Origin of the sequence: Hydrogenophaga sp. (assembly GCF_018780075.1) — a bacterium.
Lineage (GTDB): Bacteria > Pseudomonadota > Gammaproteobacteria > Burkholderiales > Burkholderiaceae_C > Hydrogenophaga.
In genome coordinates this window covers 15,434-34,876 of record NZ_JADMKB010000151.1, presented here as the reverse complement: position 1 = coordinate 34,876, position 19,443 = coordinate 15,434, and the positions used below count along the sequence as shown (strand labels likewise).

Below are 19,443 nucleotides of genomic sequence, written 5' to 3'. Positions count from 1 at the left end.
GGCCTGCCCTCGCCCAAGACCTTCCCGGTCGAGGCCTTTGCCGCCGCCTGCGAAACGGTGCTGCGCACCGACGGTCGTGCCGCGCTGCAATACGCGGCCAGCGAAGGCTACCGCCCGCTGTGCGAATGGGTCGCGGCCAGCATGCCCTGGGACGTGTCGGCCGATCAGGTGCTGATCACCACCGGCAGCCAGCAGGGCCTGGACCTGGTGGCCAAGGTGTTGATCGACGAAGGCAGCACCGTGCTGGTGGAGACGCCCACCTACCTCGGCGCGCTGCAGGCCTTCACACCCATGGAGCCGAACATCGTGAGCGTGGACAGCGATGCCGAAGGTGTGGACGTGGACGACCTGGCCGCCAAGGCCAAGGGCGCGCGTTTCCTCTACGTGCTGCCCAACTTCCAGAACCCGACCGGCCGCAGCATGAGCGAGGCGCGCCGCCAGGCGCTGGTGGAACGCGCCGCCGCCATCGGCCTGCCGCTGGTGGAAGACAACCCCTACGGCGACCTCTGGTTCGACCAGCCGCCCCCGAAGCCGCTGACCGCGCGCAACCCCGACGGCTGCATCTACCTGGGTTCGTTCTCCAAGGTGCTGGCGCCCGGCCTGCGCCTGGGTTATGTGATCGCACCCAAGGCCATCATGCCCAAGCTGCTGCAGGCCAAGCAGGCGGCCGACCTGCACAGCCCCAGCTTCAACCAGCGCATGGTGTCCGAGGTGCTGAAGGACGGCTTCATCGACCGCCACGTGCCCACCATCCGCGCGCTCTACAAGAGCCAGTGCCATGCGATGCTGGACGCGCTGCAGAAAGACATGGCCGGCCTGGACGTTCAGTGGAACTCGCCCGACGGCGGCATGTTCCTCTGGGTGCGCCTGCCTGAGGGCATGAACGCGGTGGAGCTGCTGCCCCAGGCGGTGGACAAGGGCGTGGCCTTCGTGCCCGGCGCCGCGTTCTACGCCGACCACGCCGACCCGCGCACGCTGCGCCTGTCGTTCGTGACGGCCAGCGTGGAGCAGATCCACATCGGCATCGCGGCGCTCGCGCAGGCCATCCGCGAATCCGCTCAAGGCTGATCGCCATGCTGCGCCTCTGGGGCCGCATCAGCTCGATCAACGTGCGCAAGGTGGTGCTGTGCGCGCAGGTGCTCGGGCTGGAGGTGGAGCGTATCGACGCGGGCCTGGCCTTCGGCATCGTGGGCACCCCCGACTACCGGGCGAAGAACCCCAACGGCCTGGTGCCGCTGCTCGAAGACGGCGACTTCATCCTCTGGGAATCGAACGTGATCGTGCGTTACCTGTGCGCTCGCGAGGGTTCACCGCTGTACCCGCAGGACATCCGGCAGCGCTTCAACGCCGAACGCTGGATGGACTGGCAGCAGACCGAGTTGAACCCGGCCGGCAGCCCCGCCTTCAAGCAGTGGGTCCGCACACCGGCCGGGCAACGCAACCCGCAGGTCATTGCCGCGTCGGTAGCCGCGACCGAGCCGCTGTTCGCGCAGCTCGATGAGCATCTGTCAAAACAAGCCTTCATGGCCGGCGAGGCGCTGAGCATGGCCGACATTCCGATCGCCTGCGAGGTGCACCGCTGGTGGGGCCTGCCGCAGCCGCGGCCCGCCTGGCCGCACCTCGAACGCTGGTACGCGCAGTGGCTGGCCCACCCGGCCAGCCGCGGCGTGCTCGACCTCCCCCTGTCTTGAAATGAAACACCCCCGCGCCGCTTCGCGTCACCCCCTTCAAGGGGGCGGCACCAGAGGCCCGGCGAAGCCGGCTCCTCGGTGCCCCTGGGTCAGGGGCACTTCGTTCGTTGCGGGTCGCGATCCGGCGAGTTGAAAGCACAAAAAGGAACTGTCCTCATGACCTCCCGCCCCTTCAAACAGGTGGACGTGTTCACCACCACGCCCTACCGTGGCAACCCGCTGGCCGTGGTGCTCGATGGCAGCGGCCTGTCGACCGCCGAGATGCAGCACTTCACCAACTGGACCAACCTGTCGGAGTGCACCTTCCTGCTGCCGCCCACGCCCGAAGGCGCGGCCGCCGGTGCCGACTACCGCGTGCGCATCTTCTGCCCCGGCCGTGAACTGCCGTTTGCCGGCCACCCGACCCTGGGCAGCTGCCACGCCTGGCAGGAAGCCGGTGGCGTGCCGCGCAGCGAACACGTGGTGCAGGAATGTGGTGTCGGGCTGGTGAAGCTGCGCCGTGACGGCCAGCGTTTGGCGTTCGCCGCACCGCCCCTGATCAAGAGCGGCCCGCTGGACGAAGCCGACGTGCAGCTGATCGCCCGCGGCCTGGGCGTGGCGCGCACCGACATCACCGCCCACGCGTGGTGCGACAACGGCCCCAACTGGCGCGGCGTGATGCTGCGCAGCGCCGAGCAGGTGCTCGCGCTCAAGCCCGACGGCGCGGTGCTGGCCGGGCTCGACATCGGCGTGGTGGGCCCGCGCGGCAAGGTCGGTGTGGTGGGCGCCCGCGAAGAACAGGACACGCAGTTCGAGGTGCGAGCCTTCTTCCCCGGCAACAACGGCCTTTCCGAAGACCCCGTCACCGGCAGCCTGAACGCCGCACTCGCGCAGTGGCTGATCGGCGCGGGCCTGGCGCCCGAGCGCTACGTGGCCGCGCAGGGCACGGCGCTGGCGCGCGAAGGCCGCGTGTTCATTCAGCGCGACGCCGGCGGCACGGTCTGGGTCGGTGGCCAGTCCGTCACCTGCATCAACGGCGTCGTCACGCTCTGACACCAGCCCGGCCCCAGGAGCACCCCATGTCCGGCCACACACCGCCCGACCACATCGCCGCGGCCGATGCGCCCACGCGCCAGAAGCCCTCCACCTACCCGGAGCCCTTCGCCTCGCGCATGGCCGGCCGGATCAAGCAACCCCTGGGCGACCTGTTTGGCCTGGGCCATTTCGGCGTCAACCGCACACGCCTGGTGCCCGGAGGTCAATCGGCCCTGCGGCACAGCCACACCCGACAGGAGGAGTTCATCTACGTCCTCCAGGGGCACCCCACCTTGCACACCCACACCGGGCGACACCGGCTCTGTCCGGGAGACTGCGCCGGGTTCCCGGCAGGCACAGACAACGGCCACTGCCTGATCAACGAGACCACGGAGGACGTGATCTACCTGGAGGTGGGGGACCGCACCCCGGGTGACGAAGGTCGCTACCCCGACGACGACCTGCAGGCGCAATGGGTGGACGGCCGCTGGCGCTACACCCACAAAGACGGCTCACCCTACCCATGACGACCCACGCGCAGATCGACCACCTCGTGGTGGCCGCGCGCACGCTGGACGAAGGCGTGGCCTTGTGCGAGGCCACGCTGGGCGTGGTGCCCGGGCCGGGCGGTGAACACGCCCTGTTCGGCACCCACAACCGGCTGCTGCGTCTGCACAGCGAACAGGCCCCGCGCGCCTACCTGGAAATCATTGCCGTGAACCCGCTGGCCACGCCCACGCGCCCCGCCCCGCTGAAGCGCTGGTTCGACCTCGATGACCCGACCCTGCGGGCACGGCTGGCGCAACAGGGGCCACAGCTGGTGCACTGGGTGGCCAGCGTGCCCGACATCGACGCCGCCACCGCGCGCCTGCGGGCCCTGGGCATCGAACGCGGCCCGGTGATCGCCGCGTCGCGCCCCACACCGTCGGGCCTGCTGCGGTGGCGCATCAGCGTGCGCGACGACGGCCAGCGCCTGTTCGACGGCGCACTGCCCACGCTGATCCAGTGGGGCGACACCCACCCGGCCGAGACCATGCCCGTCAGCGGGCTGGCGCTGCGTGGCCTCACGCTCCACCACCCCGAAGCGCCCCGGCTGCGGCAGGCGCTGGACGCGATCGGCCTCGACGCCATGGCGGTGGCGGAAGCCCCCGCCGCGCTCACCGCCTTGCTCGACACCCCCCTGGGCCCACGCACACTGACCTAGCCAGAAGTCCATTAGGGCTGCGCTGAACAAGCTCTGAAGTAACGCGAGGTTTGCGTGTATCGATGCACCTGAGACACGAAGGTGAAGTTGAAGCAACAGACCCTGGCGATGGCAGCCGATCATGGCGACGGATTCGAGCCCTACCGCAAGCTGACCAAGCACGATGCGTTCCTGGCGACGATGGAACAGATCGTGCCGTGGCAGGCGCTGTGCTCGGTCATCGAACCCCACGACCCCAAAGCCGGCAACGGACTCTCTCCGATCGGGCTGGAACGCATGCTGCGGATGTACTTCGTGCAGCACTGGTTCAATCTGCCGATGAAGCCTGCGAAGAGGCCCTGCTCGACAGCACGGCGCTGCGCCGCTTTGTGGGCATCGATCTGGGGCGGGAGTGTGTGCCCGACGGGACCACGCTGCTGAAGTTTCGCCGCCTGCTGGAGACGCACAAACCGGGCGAGGCCTTGTTTGCCAAAGTGGGGAAGGTGCTGCAGGCGCGGGGCTTGAAGGTGGGCGCCGGGGCCATCGTGGACGCCACCATCATCGGCGCGCCCAGCTCGACCAAGAACGTCGACAGACAACGCGACCCCGAGATGCACCAAACCCGCAAAGGCCAGCAGCGGTATTTCGGGATGAAGATGCATATCGGCGTGGACAGCCGCACCGGACTGGCTCACAGCGCGGTGGTGACGGCGGCCAACATGCACGACAACACCCGCTGCCCGATCTGCTGCACGGCAACGAACAGCGTGTGTACGGCGACAGCGCCCACGGCAGCCAGAAGACGTTGATCGGATCGAAGGCCCCCAAGGCCAAGGACTTCACCAACCAGCGCGTGCGCAGGGGCGGCGAGATCGACGAGGTCCAGCGCTCAAAGAATCACAACAAGTCCAAGGTCCGCCCCCGGGTCGAACACGTCTTCGCCGTGGTCAAGCGACCGTGGGGTTTTGTCAAGGTGCGCGAGGCCTGGCCAAGAACGCCACGCGTTCGTTCGTGGTGCTGGGTCTGGCCAATATCTATTTGGCTCGTCAACGACTCGTGGCATGCGTGTGTCCGTTCCGAACGCCCAGTGCGCGAGCAAGGTCGGTATGACCAAGGACCGCCGTCAAATCGCGCGACCTCCCCACATCAGCGCCCCCTGGCACAGCGGGTCACTCAATTCGGCTGCTTGTTCAGCGCAGCCTTAGAAGCGTCGCCACTGATCACCCAATAGAGACCGTCTATCCACGCACACAGAAAGCCAATCTACGCAGAAACTACATTTCCCGACACTTCATCCTATAGAGCATCGGAAAAGCAATGTTGCCGCAACGGACTGCACAGTTGGGATTCACGCTGATCGAGTTGATGGTGGTGGTCGCGATGGTCGCGATCCTGGCAGCCATCGCTTACCCCTCCTACGCGCAGTTCATGCAGCGCAGCCGGCGCGCCGAAGTGCAGGCGCTGTTGCAGGACATCGCCTTGAAGCAGCAGCAACGCCTGCTCGACGTGCGGGCATACGCAGATACCCTGGCCGCCCTCAACCTCGGGGTTCCCTCCTCCGTCAGTCCTCATTACACGATTGCGATCGCACTGGGCGCAGGAGGAGCCACCAGCTTCACGCTCACCGCCACGCCTCAGGGCGGCCAAAGCAGCGACACCTGCGGCACGCTGACACTTGCGCACACGGGGGTCAAGACCCCGGCCACCAACTGCTGGTAAACCTGCCATGGCACGCCACGCTCAAACACCCCAACGCGGTTTCACGTTGGTCGAACTGGTCGTCACCATTGCCATGCTCGCGATCCTGGCCGCCCTCGCCACGCCCTCGTTTCAGCGGATGATTGAGGCGCAGCGGTTGCGCACGGGCGCATTTGCCCTGATCAGCGATCTGACGCTGGCGCGCAGCGAGGCCGTCAAACGCGGCGAACCGGTCGAGTTGATGCCCGTCGACGGCAATTGGGCCGGCGGCTGGCTGGTGCGGGTCGCCGCAACCAGCGAAACGATCAGCAGCCAGAGCCAGATCGGCTCGGGCATCACCTTGGCCAGCGCCGCGTCGTCGGTCCGATTCAACCGCAATGGTCAGGTGGACACGGTCAGCAGCGTGCGCATTGCGCTGAGCGACACCCACGATGGTCGGCGGTGCATCTCGCTGGATCCCTCTGGACGACCGAAAAGCACCAAGTCGGAATGCCCCGCATGACCCCCAGCATCACCTCGCAACGATCGGCCCAATCAGGCGCTGCCATGATTGAGGTGCTGGTCGCACTCTTGATCACGGCCTTCGGCATTCTTGGATATGTAGCACTGCAGGCCCGCGCCACGGTTGGCATGATTGAAGGGCAACAGCGCATGCAAGCGCTGATACTGGTCAACGAAATCTCTGAGCGCATCTCGCTGAATCGCCGCAATGCGTTCACCTATGTTGGTGACGACTATGGCGTGACCGCGCCACAGGCAGACTGTTCCACTGCTGCCTCTCTCGCCGCACGCGACGTGTGTGAATGGTCGAATTTGATCCGCGGTGCGGCAGAGATCGAAGGTGGTCAACAAGTGGGCGCCCTGCTCAACGCCCGTGGTTGCATCAGCAACCCTGCCACCAACGAATACGTGATCCACCTCGTTTGGCAAGGCGTACAGGCTTCAGCCGCAGCCCTGAACGATTGCGGAAAGGACGACTACACGAGCGAAAACACAAGGCGCGCCGTCAGCACACGCGTTCAGATCGCAGATCTCGGAGCCTGAGCCATGCGCCATCGCCCAGCTTTTCAACGGCAACATGGTTTCACCTTGGTCGAACTGATGGTCGCCATGGTGATCGGCCTGTTGCTGCTCAGTGCATTGGTGGCTCTGTACGCCAACACGAGCCAGAGCAACATCGAGCTGGACAAGAGCGTGCGCCAGATCGAGAACGGCCGCCACGGCATGGACCTTTTGCACGAAGACATCGTTTCGGCGGGTTACTACGGCGATCTGTCCACGACAGACATGGCCTTCTCGGTCCCCGATGCCTGTGCCCTTGCCGCAGCGAACCTGGGCTGGGACAGCGCGACCAGCACGATCCCGGCAGCGGTCACGGGATTGGACGCGACCGAAACAGCGTCGCTGACCTGCCTGGACAACCATCGCAGCGGGACGCCTGCGTTGGTGCTGCGGCGTGTAGAAACCGAGCGCGTGGCGGCCGCCTCGATCAATGACGGAAGCCCTTACCTCCAGACATCGCGCTGCGAGAACGATCCCAGCACCACCCGGTTCATTGTGGGCACAGCGGCAGCCAGCTTCACCTTGCGCACGCTGGACTGCGCTACCGCCAACCAGGTTCAGCGTTACCTGACCCGCATCTACTACGTCAGCAATTGCAATGAATGTGGTTTGGACACGATCCCCACGCTCAAGCGAGCCGAACTGCGCGCTGGTGCGATCGTTCAAGCGCCGCTGGCCGAAGGGATTGAAGACCTGGCCTTTGAATTCGGCTTCGACACCGACAGTGACGGTGCGGCAGACACCTTCCGCACCAGTCTCAGCGGTACCGCAGGCGCAGCAGACAACGACTGGGGCAACGTCGTGGGGGTGCGCACCCGCATGCTCAGTGCCACCGTCGAGCCGACCCCCGGATTCACGTCGAGCCGCACCTTTGACATGGGCTTGCTGGGACCGCGCGGCCCATTTACCGACAACCTCAAACGTCGAGTCTATGCAATGACAGGTCGGGTCAACAACGTCGCTGGACCGCGAGAGCAACCATGAATCCATTTCCACGCCGCCGCTTCGATTCACGGCACCCACAACGTGGTGCAAGCCTGGTCGTTTCCCTGGTCATGCTCCTGTTGCTCAGCCTGATGGCGGCCAACGCCTTCAAAAGCACCGCCAACAGCCTGCGGATTGTCGGAAACACCCAGTCTCGGCAGGAGTCGCTGGCTGCAGCGCAAAAAGCCATTGAACAAACCATCAGCAGCGCGGCTTTCGCCATCGATCCCGAAGCCGTTGCGGCCAATCCGGTGACCGTCGATATCAATGGCGACGGCACCAACGACTACTCCGTTTCGCTGGATCCACAACCCAATTGCTACCGAACTCGCACCATCAAAACGAGCGAACTCAATCCCGAAGTGGCCGCCGATCTGGCCTGTGTGCAGAGCAGCAACCTGAGCAATTCCGGACTGGACTCTGACGACGCTGTGTCGCTGGCAGGCAACTCGATGTGCGCCACCATGGAATGGGACATCGGAGCGACCATCAACGACACCGCTTCCAACACCGCCATTGCCTTGCACCAGGGTGTCTCCATTCGAGTGCCCGAAGCCGAAGTGGACAACCTGTGCCTCTAAGGAAGACCCGCATGAAAACCTTTGATCGAAGAAGCCTGCCCCGTGCACTGGGAGCCATGCTGATGGCGGTGGTCATGCCATTGCAAGCTCAGTACAGCAGCGACATCGACATTTACGGAACGGCAGGCTCCAGCCAAAAGGTGGACGTGCTGATCATGATCGACAACACCGCCAATTGGACCAGTGCCTTCAACAACGAAATTGCCGCATTGAGGTCCGCATTTAACGGCATGCCGACTGGCAAATTGCGCGTCGGCATGATGCTTTTCACCGAATCTGGTGGTGGCAACAGTGGAGCAGATGGTGGCTACGTGCGTGCCGCGATCCGCGATCTCGATGACACCTACAAAAGCCAGTTGAGCAATTTGCTGGGCAGTTTTGATGTCAACTTGGACAAGAGCAACGGTGGAAAAACCGGCATTGCGCTGGCCGAGGCCTATCACTACCTGGCCGGCAAAGCACCGTATTCGGGGAACAACAAGGACAAGACCGACTACGTCGGCAACAACTCTGGCACTGCCGCTTCCAACGCCATCTACAGCCTGACCGGCAACGCTCTGACCTCCAAGTCAGGCTCCCCGTACCGGCCGCCCAGCGCGAACACCTGCAACCGAACCTTCGTGATTTACCTGAGCAACGGCGCCGCACAGGAAAACACCTCCGACACCACCATAGCCTCCAATCTGCTGACCGCCGCCTACAGTGCCGCAGGCATGACCCGCCCCACTCAGGAGGTGCAGATTGGCACATCCTCAAACTCAGACCCAAGTCAGGCTGATGAATGGGCCCGCTTCCTCAGCGAGTCGAGCCTCGGCGCGGCTGTCTTCACCATCGACGTGGATCCCGTGCGGACCGGTCAGGGACCGACATGGAGCGCCTTGCTCCGAAGCATGGCCGCCGCCAGCGGTGGCAACTACTACGCCGTCACCTCCGGCAACGGAGGGCAAGACATTGCCCAGGCCTTGTTGAACATCGTCAACAGCTTTCAGCAGACTCCCGGCAACTTCATATCGGCTGCGCTCCCGACCAGCCTGACCAGCCCGGGCCGCTCAGAAAACCAGGTCTACCTTGGCGTGTTCCGACCTGACGACAAAGGCAACCCCCGTTGGCGCGGCAACCTGCGTCAGTACAAGATCGGGTACAACTCGACCACCAAAAGCGTGTTCCTTTCCGACGCAGAAAACAAGGCGGCGCTGGACGCTGGCACCGGTTTTTTTGCCGCCAACGCCGTGTCCTACTGGACACAGTCCAGTGAGTTCTGGATCAACCAGAAACTGGGTCAACCCCCTTCAGCGTCAGACTCTCCGGATGGCGCCGTGGTGGAGAAAGGAGGGGCGGCGCAGCGCTTGCGGATTGATCACAGCACCAGCCAGAGCGGGCGAAATGTGCTGACATGCGTCGCGTGTGCAGACAACACCACGCTGGGCAGCGCCAGCGCCACCCAGTTCGACACCAGCAACAACCGGGTCACTGCCAGTGCTCTGGGCGTGGCCAGCACCGAAGCCAACAATCTGATCAACTGGATTCGCGGCACCGACAACGCTGGCGACGAGGCCGGCCCGGGCAGCGGCGTCACAATCCGCCCCAGCGTGCACGGCGACATATTGCACTCCGGACCGGCGGTCATCAACTACGGCGGCACAACGGGGGTGGTGGTGTACTACGGTGCCAACGACGGCATGCTGCACGCCGTCAACGGCAATGTCAGCGCCAATGTGGGCAGCACGCCACCGGGGTCTGAACTGTGGGGCTTTGTGCCCGAGGAGTTATTTCCCAAGCTCAAACGGCTGCGCAACAACGCTCCCGAAGTCCGGCTGTCGACCACCGAGGTGGTGGAGACCGCCTCCGAGACCCTCAAACCCTCGTCCCGCGACTATTTCGTCGATGGACCGATCGGCGTTTACCAAAAAGTGGTCGGCGACGTGACCACGCAAGCCATCTTGTACGTTGCCATGCGCCGGGGTGGGCGATTCCTGTACGCCATCGATGTCAGCACGCCCGGCACGCCCAAGATGCTCTGGCGCAGGCGCCACACAGACACAGGGTTCTCGTTCCTGGGGCAGACGTGGTCAAAACCCAAGGTCGCGCGAATCAAAGGCAACACCAACCCGGTGTTGGTGTTTGGTGCCGGCTATGATGCCGCCGCCGAAGACGTTGAGCCACCCGTCACCACCACCATGGGCAATGCCGTCGTCGTGCTCGACGCCTTCACCGGCGAGTTGTTGCGCAAGTTCGACACCACACGCAGCGTGCCCGCCGATGTGGCCTTGGTCGACAGCGACGCAGATGGCAAGATCGACCGCGCCTACGCGGCCGATGTCGGTGGCTCGGTTTACCGCATCGACTTCGAGATCACCACCAGCACCGGCAGAAGCAACGACAAGGACGCCTGGACCATCGCAACATTGGCATCCTTATCCGAGACGGGCAATCGGCGCAAGTTCTTCTTCGCACCGGATGTGACCGCGCTCAAGACCTTCACCGCTGTGCTGATCGGCTCGGGCGATCGTGAGAAACCCCTGGACGACAGCACGGGCGATGCCTTCTTCACCGTCTTCGATCGACGGGGCCTCGCGGTTCCTGCCGGCAGTGACTCCACGTTTTCAACGACCGACCTAGGCGAAGTCGGCACCAGCCAAAGCACCATCAACGGGTGCTGGCTTGGGCTTTCCACCAACGGGGAAAAAGTCGTCAACGCCGCCGCCACCACCGCCGGCATCACCTACTTCGGAACAAACCAGCCAAAACCGGCGGACACCCTCAGCTGCAAACCCAACCTCGGCACCGCCCGTCTGTATCAAATACCGGCTTTCTGCGGTGTCGCCACCACCACGATCCTGCCCAACGGCGGCCTGCCGCCCAGCCCGGTAATCACCACGGTGATCCTCACCGAAACCAAAACCAATCCGGACGGCAGCACAACCGAAAACGAGATCACCAAACCCATCATCATTGGCGGCCCTGAAGGACCGAACGCCCCCAGCATCGTGCCCAATGCCGTGCCACCCAACCGCAAGCGGAGTTACTGGTACCTTGAAGGAACCCGCTGACTCTTCAGTACTGTGAGCCTTGCGGCAATGAGCAGCATGTGTACGGCGACTGCGCCATCGCCTGCTGGTGTTTGTCCCGTGAATAACCAGCATTGATCGTGCCTGCCGATGCGGTGTCTTGGGAACGGAGATACCGCGATGAGAACTGGCAGACCGAAGGTCCAATTGTTGTTGAGTGAGCCAGAGCGTGTGCAGTTGCCGTCGTTTGCGCGCAGCCGCTCGCTGCCTGCGGCCTTGAGCGCGCGAGCGCGCATCGTCCTGAGCAGTGCCGACGGTGAGCCCAACAACGCCTTCGCCGAGCGCCTGGCACTGACCAAGGCCACCGAGGGCAAGTGGCGCACGCGATTCATCGAACGACACATCGCTGGCCTGTACGACGATGTGCGCCCGGGCAAGCCGCGCACGATCGACGACGAGCGCGTGGCGCAGCTGATCAAGACCACGCTGTTCGCGGCCCTGAACGTGCTCGACGGCGCGGGGCTGGCCGCGCTGGCACATGCACTTCATCCCGACCTACAGTTCCTGGCTCAATCAGGTCGATCGCTTCGTCGCACTGATCACCGACAAGACCATTCGGTGCGGTTCGTTCACCAGCGTCAAACAACCCGTGCAACGCATCAAGCACTTCGTCACCGCTCACAACGAGAACTGTCAACCGTTCAGATGGACCGCCACTGCGGATTCCATCCTTGAAAAGCCGCATCGCCTTTGTTCACGTATCAGCGGGACAGGACACTTGCCCCCCTGACCCCCACCGATTCACTCCATGCCCCTCCAGCTGCCCCACCTGCACGACATCGAAGCCGCCGCCCAGGTGGTGTACCGCTCCTTCCAGGCCACGCCGCAGTACCGCTGGGGCACGCTGTCGCAGCGCCTGGGCGCGGACTGCTGGGTCAAACACGAAAACCACACGCCGGTGGGCGCGTTCAAGATCCGTGGCGGCCTGACCTATTTCGATCAGCTCAAGCAGCACGGCGAGCTGCCGCGCGAGGTGATGAGCGCCACGCGCGGCAACCACGGCCAGAGCATCGGCTGGGCGGCGCGCGCCAACGGCGTGGCCTGCAGCATCGTGGTGCCGCTGGGCAACTCGTTGGAGAAAAACGCCGCCATGCGCGCGCTCGGCGTGAACCTGATCGAACACGGTGACGACTTCCAGGCCGCCCGCGAACACGCCATGCACCTCGCCGCCGAACGCGGCGCGCACATGGTGCCGAGTTACCACAAGGACCTGCTGCGCGGCGTGAGCACGTATTGGTGGGAGTTCTTCCAGGCCGTGCCGCAGCTCGACGTGGTCTATGTGCCCATCGGCCAGGGCTCGGGCGCGTGTTCGGCCATCGCCGCCAAGCTGGCGCTGGGGCACACGGCGCGCATCGTCGGCGTGGTCAGCGCGCACGCCACCACCTACGCGGACTCCATCGCCGCCGGCCGCGTGGTCGAGGCCCCCGTGACCACCGCGCTGGCCGACGGCATGGCCTGCCGCGTGGCCGACCCCGCCGCGCTGGAGGTGCTGATCCCGCACCTGGACCACGTGGTGAAAGTCACCGACGACGAAGTCGCCCAGGCCATGCGCACGCTGTTCGCCGACACCCACAACGTGGCCGAAGGCGCCGGCGCCGCCAGCTTTGCGGCCGCGTGGCAGGAAAAAGCAGCCCTCCAAGGTTTGAGCGTGGGCATCACACTGTGCGGCGGCAATGTGGACAGCACAACCTTCGCCAAGGTTTTGTCCGGCGCGCGGGACTGATTCGAGGATGCGGTGGAACCGGCTTCGCCGGGCCACTCGCATCGCCCCTTGGGGGGTGACCCGCCCTCAGGCGGGGCGCGGGGGGGCTACAAGTCTTGCAACGATTTCACAGAACGCCTCCACCGCGTCCGTCTTGAACACCACCTCGGTCACGCCCGCGGCCTGCGCCTCGGACTGCAGTTCGTCGCTGATGTAGCCCGAGGCCACGGCCACCGGCAGACGGGGGTTGATCAGCAGCACCTCGCGCGCGACGTCGATGCCCGACATGCCCGGCATGTTGTAGTCGGTCATGAGCAGGTGAAAGCCCTCGGGCTGTGCGCGCACGGCGTCGATGGCCTGCTGCTGATCGGTGAGGGCCGTGACCTTGTAACCGCGCCGTTCCAGCAGGCGGCGAACGAGAAACACCAGGGTGTCGTCGTCGTCGAGGTACAGGATGTGGCGGGGGGTGCTGCTCGGTTCATCGGCCATGACAGGTTGCTCCACTGGATGAGGGGGGGGCGACTGGGCGACGCCACTTGTAACGGCTGACATTGTGCCGTCTTCGGCCGGCGAAACACCTGCACCGGTCGAAGAGGGGCATACCGCGGGGCCGGCGGTCGCGGGAAAGTAGAGCGTGAAGGTCGTGCCCGCGTCGGGGCTGCTGTCGACCACGATGGCGCCGCCGTGCGCTTCCACGATGCCCAGCACCACCGGCAGGCCCAGCCCGGTGCCGTGCCCCACCACCTTGGTGGTGAAAAAAGGCTCGAACATGCGCGCGCGCGTGGCGTCGTCCATGCCGCAGCCATCGTCCATCACGCTGACGCGCACCGCACCGCGCCCGCTGTCGCGACAGGCCTCGGCCACGGAGGCCGGCAACACCGGGTCCCACGGGGCCACGTCGGCCACCTGAAACTCGATGCGGCCGGGGCGGCCCAGCAGCGCGTGCACCGCGTTGGTCCCCAGGTTGAGCAGCACCTGCCCGAGCTGGGTGGGGTCGGCGAGGATGGCCTGGTGCTTCGGCGCCACCTGCTGCACCAGTTGCACGTGCGGCGGGATCGCGGCGCGCATCAGGCTGCAGGTCTCGGCCACGATGGCCCCGGGCCTGACCGGCGTGCGCGCCAGCGGCTGCTGGCGGCTGAAGGCCAGGATCTGGCGCACCAGCTCGCGCCCGCGCCGCGCCGCGCTGCTGATCTCGTGCAGGCTTTCGCGCACGGGCGACGCGGGCGGGAGGTCCTGGCGGGCCAGGTCCGCGTTGCCGAGGATGGCGGCCAGGATGTTGTTGAAATCGTGCGCCACGCCGCCGGCCAGGGTGCCCAGGGCCTCCATCTTCTGCGACTGGGCGAGCTGCGTTTCGAGCACGTGTTGCTGCTGCTGGGCCTGCTTGAGCGAGGTGATGTCCACGAAGGTGAAGACCACATGCCGCAGGCCACCGATGGCGTCGTTCTCGGGGTAGGCGTTGCACAGCGCCCAGCGCACCGCGCCGTCGCGGCCCGTCTGGAAGCCGCCCACCATGCCCAGGACGGGTTGCCCCGTGGCCAGCACGCGCTCGAAGGGCACCTCGTGGCGAGGCATGAGCCCGCCGTCCTCGCGCAACAGGTGCCACGCGGGCAAGGGCAGGCTGTCGGCCTGCGGGTTGTCATCGATCGGCCAGTCGAAGAAGCGACGCGCCGCGTTGTTGGCCGACACGATGCTGCTGTCCGGCCGGAACACCACCACCCCCGCCCCCAGGTTGGTGATCAGCGCGCGCGAATCGGCCTCGCGTTCGGCCATGGCCTTGCGCGCCTGCTCCATGTCTTGCCGCAGCCGCAGCGACACCAGGGCGCTGTAGATCAGCGTCCGCAGGAACTTGGTCAGCAGAAACGCCAGCATGAAGCCGGCGGAGACCTGCTCCACCGACTGCTGGCGGGTCACCATCCAGCCCAGCACCAGCAGCAGCGCGATGCCCTCGGCCAGCGTCACCAGGGTCAGCTCATGGAATTCCCGGGTCGAGTTGTGGGCTTTCAGGCCCATCAGGTCGCGCAGCACCAGCGCCACGAGCACCAGGCCAGCGACCGCGTAGACGACTTGATGGGGCGCGCTGCGGTCCCCGTGGAGCGCCAACCCGACCTGCAGCACCGCGTGCACCCCGAACACCCCGCCCAGCACGCGCCAGGGCATGGGCAGGCGCAGGTAGCTGCGCAGCCCCATCCAGGTGGAGACGTGGGCACCGAACAACAGCACCGCCGAGGTGGCAGCCATCATCGGACCGGCCCCGCCGGCGCGCGACATCAGGGCCAGCGTGCCCACGATGCTGATCACCGAGCCCAGCGACCACCAGCCCGGCCCGCCGATGGACGGGTAGCGGCGCATCAGCGACCAGAAGGCGCCCGCGATGAGCGCGTCCACGCCCAGGCGAACCAGCAACAGGGTGGGCAGGTCAGGCAGCATGGACGAGGGCAAAGACGGACATGCAGGCAATTGAAACACAGGGCCATGGCGGCCATACCCCGCAAAACGCGGCCCAAAGACCGCCTTTTCTGGCGCCCGGGGACATCTGTGCGACACGCAGGCGCCGGCCAGTCGCTGCCGGGACAAAGCCGGGCCGGGCGCAGCCCACAGAATCGCGCCCCATGGGAACGCTCTACCTTGTGCGCCACGGCCAGGCCTCGTTTGGCGCCGCAGACTACGACCAGCTCAGCGAACTGGGGCAGCGCCAGGCCGAGCGCCTGGGCGCCTACTGGGCCGAGCGCGGGCAGCGTTTTGACGCGGTGCTCATGGGTTCGCTCAAGCGCCACGCCCAGACCTGGGCCGGCATCGCCCGGGGCGCGGGGCTCGACACCGAGCCGCTGGTCTGGCCCGGCCTCAACGAGTACGACAGCGAAGCGGTGATCCGCTCGGTGCTGCCCCGCGGGCGCGACGCCACGCTGGGCGACCCCACCTCCCCCGAGGGCTACCGCGCGCACTTCCGGCTGTTGCGCGACGGCCTGGCGCAATGGATGGCGGGCACCGTGAGCCCCGAGGGCATGCCGTCGTACACCGACTTCGTGCACGGCATCACCAGCGCGCTGGACCATGTGCGCGCCCACCACCGGGAACAGCAGGTGCTGCTCGTCTCCAGCGGCGGGCCGATCTCGACCGCCGTGGGCCATGTGCTGGGCCTGAGCCCGGACGCCACCATCGACCTGAACATGCGCATCCGCAACAGCGCGGTGACGGAGTTCCAGTTCAGCGCGAAGCGGCACACGCTGCTGACCTACAACACGCTGCCGCATTTGGACCCACCGGACTTCGCGCACTGGATCACGTACGCCTGAAGGCTCCGTTCGCGTTGTACCTGTCGAAACGCCGCCATCCCCTGCCCGGTCGGCGAGAGGGCGTCGACAGGCTCAGCCCGAACGGGCGGTTGCCTCAGTCGAAGGCGGTGCGCTCGGTCAGCGTGTCGGGCGGCAGCCGGTCGATTTCGCCGAGCAGTTGCGCCAGTGCGCGGCCCGCGGCGTCGAGCACCGCGCGGCCGTTCTCGGCGGTGGCGGCGGCGGCGTGGCCCACCGCGCCGTTGGCGTTGTAGTCCTGCATCATCCAGCCGAGCTTGGCGCTCTTGCCGTTGCCCAGGATGGCGAAGCGCTCGGCACGGCCTTGTGAGGTGGAGCGGAAATACTCCGCCTTGTCCATGCGCACGCGCCCAGGGTGCAGCGCCAGCATCATGGCCGTTTCGATCTCGCCCGCGTGGATGCCGAAGCGGTGTTCTTCGGCGCTGAAGCGCGCGTTCACGTCCTGGCCCTGCGCGTCGGTCAGCGGCAGGCCAAACCAGTTCACGCTGTAGACCAGCATGCCCAGCCGCGCGCGCAGGTCGCGCGCCACGAGGTCGAGCGCGCCCACCTGGCCGCCGTGGCTGTTGAGCAGCACCAGTTTCTTCACGCCGCTCGCGGCCACGCACTCGCCCAGCTCGGTCCAGACGCGGATCAGCGTCTCGGCCTTGAGCGTGAGCGTGCCGGCGAAGCGCGTGTGTTCGGGGCTGAAGCCCACCGCCTGCGTGGGCAGGAAGAGCGCGGGCAGGTCGTGGGCGATGTGCGGCAGCGCGGCGGCGATCACGCCGTTGACCAGGTCGGTGTCCACCGACAGCGGCAGGTGCGGCCCGTGTTGCTCGGTCGCGGCCACGGGCAGCACAGCGATGGCGCGCGCACGGTCCAGCGTGGCGAAATCGGCGGTGCTGAGGTCGGACCAGTGGCGGGCGAGGGATGTCATGGCTTCAGTTTACGGCCTGTGGCCGTGGCGCCGTAACATGCCACCATGACCCAAGACCTCTTCCGCCAGGACGCGTACCAGCGCGAATGCAGCGCCACCGTGACCGCCGTCCACGAACACGGCATCGTGCTTCACCGCACGGTGTTCTACCCGCTGGGCGGCGGGCAGGCCGGCGACACGGGCGAGCTGGTGCTGGCCGACGGCAGCGCGATCACCATCGCCGACACCCGCAAGGGCAAGGACGCCGACGGCCGGCCCACGGCAGACATCGTGCACGTGCCGGCACCCGGACAAGAAGCGCTGCTGGCGGCCTTGCGGCCCGGCACAGCGCTCACCGCGCGGGTGGACTGGGCGCGGCGCCACCGTCTCATGCGCTTTCACACCAGCACCCACCTGCTGTGCCACCTGGTGGCGATGCCGGTGAACGGCTGCTCGATCACGCCCGAGTACGCGCGGCTCGACTTCCACATGACCGATCCGCTGGACAAGGACGCGCTCAGCGCCGGTCTCGCCGCGCTGGTGGCGGCCGCGCACCCGGTCACGCTGGGCGCCATCACCGACGCCGAGCTCGACGCCAACCCGGCGCTGGTGAAGAGCATGAGCGTCTCGCCGCCGCGCGGCAGCGGCACGGTGCGCACCGTGCGGATTGGCCCGGCCGATCTGAGCGAGCTGATCGACCTGCAGCCCTGCGGCGGCACCCACGTGGCCAACACCGCCGAGATCGGCCGCGTGATCGTGACCAAGATCGAGAAGAAGAGCGCCACCACGCGCCGGGTGGTGCTGGGGTTTCAGGACTGATCAGCCCGAATACATCCACTGCCGCGACCACGGCAGCCCCTGCGCGCTTTGCCCCGCCGGCCGGCACAGCACCTGGTACAGCGCCACTTCGTCGTGCTCGAAGGCCCAGGCGCAGCCCGCGAGGTAGATGCGCCAGATGCGCCAGCGCCGTTCGTCCACCAGCGGCTTGATCTGCGCGGTGTTCGCCTCGAAGGCCTCGCTCCAGAGCTGGGTCGTGCGCTGGTAGTGGCGGCGCAGGTTTTCCACGTCGACCGCTTCGAGCCCGCCCTCTTGCAGGGTGCGCAGCACCGTGCCGATGTGTGGCAACTCGCCGCGCGGGAACACGTAGCGCTGGATGAAGCTGCCGCCGCCCAGGGCGGTTTCGCCGTCGTTGGGGTCGGTGCTGGTGATGCCGTGGTTCATGGCCCAGCCGTCGGGCGGGAGCAGGCGGCGGATGTGGCCGAAGTAGTCGGCCAGGTGGTCCAGCCCCACGTGCTCGAACATGCCCACGCTGGTGATGCGGTCGAACGGGCCGTCGTGCTGCACGGTCACGTCGCGGTAGTCCTGCAGGCGGATCTCGATGCGGTCCTGCAGCCCGGCCGCCTTCACCCGCTCGCGGGCCAGATCGGCCTGGTTCTGCGACAGTGTCACGCCCACGCAGCGCGCGCCGAAGTGCTGTGCCGCGCGCAGCACCAGCGCGCCCCAGCCGCAGCCGATGTCCAGCAGGCGCTGGCCCGGCTGCAGGCGGATCTTGCGCAGGATGTGGTCGATCTTCTTCGCCTGCGCGGCGTCCAGCGTCTCGTCGCCCTGTTCAAAGTAGGCGCAGGAATACACCATGCCCTCGCCCAGCCACTCGGCGTAAAAAGCGTTCGACACGTCGTAGTGGTACTGGATGGCCTGGCTGTCGCTCTCGCGCGAGTGGCCGTGGCGGCGGCGGATGCGCCCGAGCAGGCCGCCCGCGGGCTCGGCGTGTTGGGCCAGGCCGTGCGCCGCCGCCAGGATGTCGGCCAGCGGGCCGTCCACATCGACCAGCCCCTCCACATAGGCCTGGCCGAGGGTGTCGAGCTGCGGGTCGATCAGCAGCGGCCAGGCCGCCGGGTCGCGCACGCGGACCTCCACGCTCGGTTGCTCAAAGTCGCCCAGCGCCAGCGACGAGCCACCGCCCGCGCCCCAGCTCAGGCGCACCGGCAGGTTGGCCCGCTGCTTCACCCGTTGCGCCCAGGGCAGCAGGGCGCGCTCCACGATGAATCCCATGGGTGGCCTCCATGTCCATGTGTTCCACCCCCGTTTGTAGTCAATGTGCGGCCCGCGCGCGACTTGTTCAGCGTTGCCTTATATTTGTGCGGCGTCCGGCGCGGCCCCAGGAACTTGGGCGAGCCCGGCCCCTCATACCCTTGCAGCGCCGCTGCGCGCCCTCCCTCACCGTCTGCTTCCGATGCCGTTGCCCCAGCCCTTGTCTCCC

17 protein-coding genes and 2 pseudogenes are annotated in these 19,443 nt (G+C 66.5%); 16 read left to right on the top strand and 3 right to left on the bottom strand.

Annotation, left to right across the window (positions count from 1 at the left end):
• The 14 genes and pseudogenes from IV088_RS23190 to IV088_RS23125 all read left to right on the top strand — a co-directional run.
• Window positions 1-1,068: PLP-dependent aminotransferase family protein (locus IV088_RS23190; protein ID WP_291106668.1), on the top strand; the 1,068-nt coding region annotated here is incomplete at its 5' end.
• Window positions 1,069-1,073: 5 nt separating this feature from the next.
• Window positions 1,074-1,691 (top strand): glutathione S-transferase, encoded by a 618-nt coding sequence (locus tag IV088_RS23185; RefSeq protein WP_291106666.1) that lies wholly within the window; start codon window positions 1,074-1,076, stop codon window positions 1,689-1,691.
• 156 nt (window positions 1,692-1,847) lie between these two features.
• A complete protein-coding gene (locus IV088_RS23180; RefSeq protein ID WP_291106664.1) occupies window positions 1,848-2,723 on the top strand; it encodes a PhzF family phenazine biosynthesis protein in 876 nt (291 codons plus the stop codon).
• A gap of 26 nt (window positions 2,724-2,749) precedes the next feature.
• Window positions 2,750-3,232 carry a cupin domain-containing protein gene (locus IV088_RS23175; protein WP_291106663.1) on the top strand — a complete coding sequence of 161 codons (483 nt, stop codon included), beginning with the start codon at window positions 2,750-2,752 and terminating at the stop codon, window positions 3,230-3,232.
• Window positions 3,229-3,909, top strand: a complete 681-nt coding sequence (locus IV088_RS23170; RefSeq protein ID WP_291106661.1) for a VOC family protein — start codon at window positions 3,229-3,231, stop codon at window positions 3,907-3,909. Before IV088_RS23175 ends, IV088_RS23170 begins: the two co-directional genes overlap by 4 nt.
• Window positions 3,910-4,017: 108 nt before the next feature.
• Window positions 4,018-4,998, top strand: a pseudogene (locus tag IV088_RS23165) (IS5 family transposase).
• A 231-nt stretch (window positions 4,999-5,229) separates the two neighbouring features.
• Window positions 5,230-5,607: a type IV pilin protein gene (locus tag IV088_RS23160; RefSeq protein ID WP_291106659.1), complete on the top strand. Its 378-nt coding sequence runs from the start codon at window positions 5,230-5,232 to the stop codon at window positions 5,605-5,607.
• 7 nt (window positions 5,608-5,614) lie between these two features.
• Entirely contained in the window at window positions 5,615-6,088 is a 474-nt protein-coding gene (locus tag IV088_RS23155; protein WP_291106657.1) for a GspH/FimT family pseudopilin, read from the top strand.
• On the top strand, window positions 6,085-6,630 hold the full coding sequence (pilV, locus tag IV088_RS23150; RefSeq protein ID WP_291106655.1) for a type IV pilus modification protein PilV: 546 nt from the start codon (window positions 6,085-6,087) through the stop codon (window positions 6,628-6,630). The genes IV088_RS23155 and pilV overlap by 4 nt, the downstream gene beginning before the upstream one ends.
• A gap of 3 nt (window positions 6,631-6,633) precedes the next feature.
• Window positions 6,634-7,632 (top strand): PilW family protein, encoded by a 999-nt coding sequence (locus tag IV088_RS23145; protein WP_291106653.1) that lies wholly within the window; start codon window positions 6,634-6,636, stop codon window positions 7,630-7,632.
• A complete protein-coding gene (locus IV088_RS23140) occupies window positions 7,629-8,213 on the top strand; it encodes a PilX N-terminal domain-containing pilus assembly protein (RefSeq protein WP_291106651.1) in 585 nt (194 codons plus the stop codon). Before IV088_RS23145 ends, IV088_RS23140 begins: the two co-directional genes overlap by 4 nt.
• A gap of 11 nt (window positions 8,214-8,224) precedes the next feature.
• Window positions 8,225-11,263 (top strand): PilC/PilY family type IV pilus protein, encoded by a 3,039-nt coding sequence (locus IV088_RS23135; protein ID WP_291106649.1) that lies wholly within the window; start codon window positions 8,225-8,227, stop codon window positions 11,261-11,263.
• Window positions 11,264-11,401: 138 nt separating this feature from the next.
• Window positions 11,402-12,011: pseudogene (locus IV088_RS23130) on the top strand (hypothetical protein).
• 18 nt (window positions 12,012-12,029) lie between these two features.
• Complete coding sequence (locus IV088_RS23125) at window positions 12,030-13,004, top strand: threonine dehydratase (protein ID WP_291106647.1); 975 nt, start codon at window positions 12,030-12,032, stop codon at window positions 13,002-13,004.
• 66 nt (window positions 13,005-13,070) lie between these two features.
• Here IV088_RS23125 and IV088_RS23120 read toward each other — a convergent pair whose 3' ends face one another.
• Window positions 13,071-15,410: an ATP-binding protein gene (locus IV088_RS23120; protein WP_291106645.1), complete on the bottom strand. Its 2,340-nt coding sequence runs from the start codon at window positions 15,408-15,410 to the stop codon at window positions 13,071-13,073.
• A gap of 182 nt (window positions 15,411-15,592) precedes the next feature.
• Here IV088_RS23120 and IV088_RS23115 point away from each other — a divergent pair, with 182 nt between their 5' ends.
• The gene (locus IV088_RS23115) at window positions 15,593-16,276 is read left to right on the top strand and encodes a histidine phosphatase family protein (protein WP_291106643.1); all 684 of its coding nucleotides are present in this window, start codon (window positions 15,593-15,595) and stop codon (window positions 16,274-16,276) included.
• A 94-nt stretch (window positions 16,277-16,370) separates the two neighbouring features.
• On the opposite strand, the gene IV088_RS23110 is transcribed toward IV088_RS23115, so the two are convergent.
• Entirely contained in the window at window positions 16,371-17,204 is an 834-nt protein-coding gene (locus IV088_RS23110) for a creatininase family protein (protein ID WP_291106641.1), read from the bottom strand.
• 45 nt (window positions 17,205-17,249) lie between these two features.
• Here IV088_RS23110 and IV088_RS23105 point away from each other — a divergent pair, with 45 nt between their 5' ends.
• A complete protein-coding gene (locus IV088_RS23105; RefSeq protein ID WP_291106639.1) occupies window positions 17,250-18,002 on the top strand; it encodes an alanyl-tRNA editing protein in 753 nt (250 codons plus the stop codon).
• Here the strand turns inward: IV088_RS23105 and IV088_RS23100 are convergent, their stop codons facing one another.
• A complete protein-coding gene (locus tag IV088_RS23100) occupies window positions 18,003-19,235 on the bottom strand; it encodes a cyclopropane-fatty-acyl-phospholipid synthase family protein (protein ID WP_291106637.1) in 1,233 nt (410 codons plus the stop codon).
• Between the last annotated feature and the right edge of the window lie 208 nt (window positions 19,236-19,443).

Bases quoted from the DNA above. Each gene is read 5' to 3' on its own strand.
- pilV (WP_291106655.1), top strand. From the start codon at position 6,085: ATGACCCCCAGCATCACCTCGCAACGATCGGCCCAATCAGGCGCTGCC.
- IV088_RS23180 (WP_291106664.1), top strand. From the start codon at position 1,848: ATGACCTCCCGCCCCTTCAAACAGGTGGACGTGTTCACCACCACGCCC.
- IV088_RS23105 (WP_291106639.1), top strand. From the start codon at position 17,250: ATGACCCAAGACCTCTTCCGCCAGGACGCGTACCAGCGCGAATGCAGC.
- IV088_RS23140 (WP_291106651.1), top strand. From the start codon at position 7,629: ATGAATCCATTTCCACGCCGCCGCTTCGATTCACGGCACCCACAACGT.
- IV088_RS23135 (WP_291106649.1), top strand. From the start codon at position 8,225: ATGAAAACCTTTGATCGAAGAAGCCTGCCCCGTGCACTGGGAGCCATG.
- IV088_RS23155 (WP_291106657.1), top strand. From the start codon at position 5,615: ATGGCACGCCACGCTCAAACACCCCAACGCGGTTTCACGTTGGTCGAA.
- IV088_RS23125 (WP_291106647.1), top strand. From the start codon at position 12,030: ATGCCCCTCCAGCTGCCCCACCTGCACGACATCGAAGCCGCCGCCCAG.
- IV088_RS23120 (WP_291106645.1), bottom strand. From the start codon at position 15,410: ATGCTGCCTGACCTGCCCACCCTGTTGCTGGTTCGCCTGGGCGTGGAC.
- IV088_RS23110 (WP_291106641.1), bottom strand. From the start codon at position 17,204: ATGACATCCCTCGCCCGCCACTGGTCCGACCTCAGCACCGCCGATTTC.
- IV088_RS23170 (WP_291106661.1), top strand. From the start codon at position 3,229: ATGACGACCCACGCGCAGATCGACCACCTCGTGGTGGCCGCGCGCACG.
- IV088_RS23145 (WP_291106653.1), top strand. From the start codon at position 6,634: ATGCGCCATCGCCCAGCTTTTCAACGGCAACATGGTTTCACCTTGGTC.
- IV088_RS23175 (WP_291106663.1), top strand. From the start codon at position 2,750: ATGTCCGGCCACACACCGCCCGACCACATCGCCGCGGCCGATGCGCCC.
- IV088_RS23100 (WP_291106637.1), bottom strand. From the start codon at position 19,235: ATGGGATTCATCGTGGAGCGCGCCCTGCTGCCCTGGGCGCAACGGGTG.
- IV088_RS23185 (WP_291106666.1), top strand. From the start codon at position 1,074: ATGCTGCGCCTCTGGGGCCGCATCAGCTCGATCAACGTGCGCAAGGTG.
- IV088_RS23115 (WP_291106643.1), top strand. From the start codon at position 15,593: ATGGGAACGCTCTACCTTGTGCGCCACGGCCAGGCCTCGTTTGGCGCC.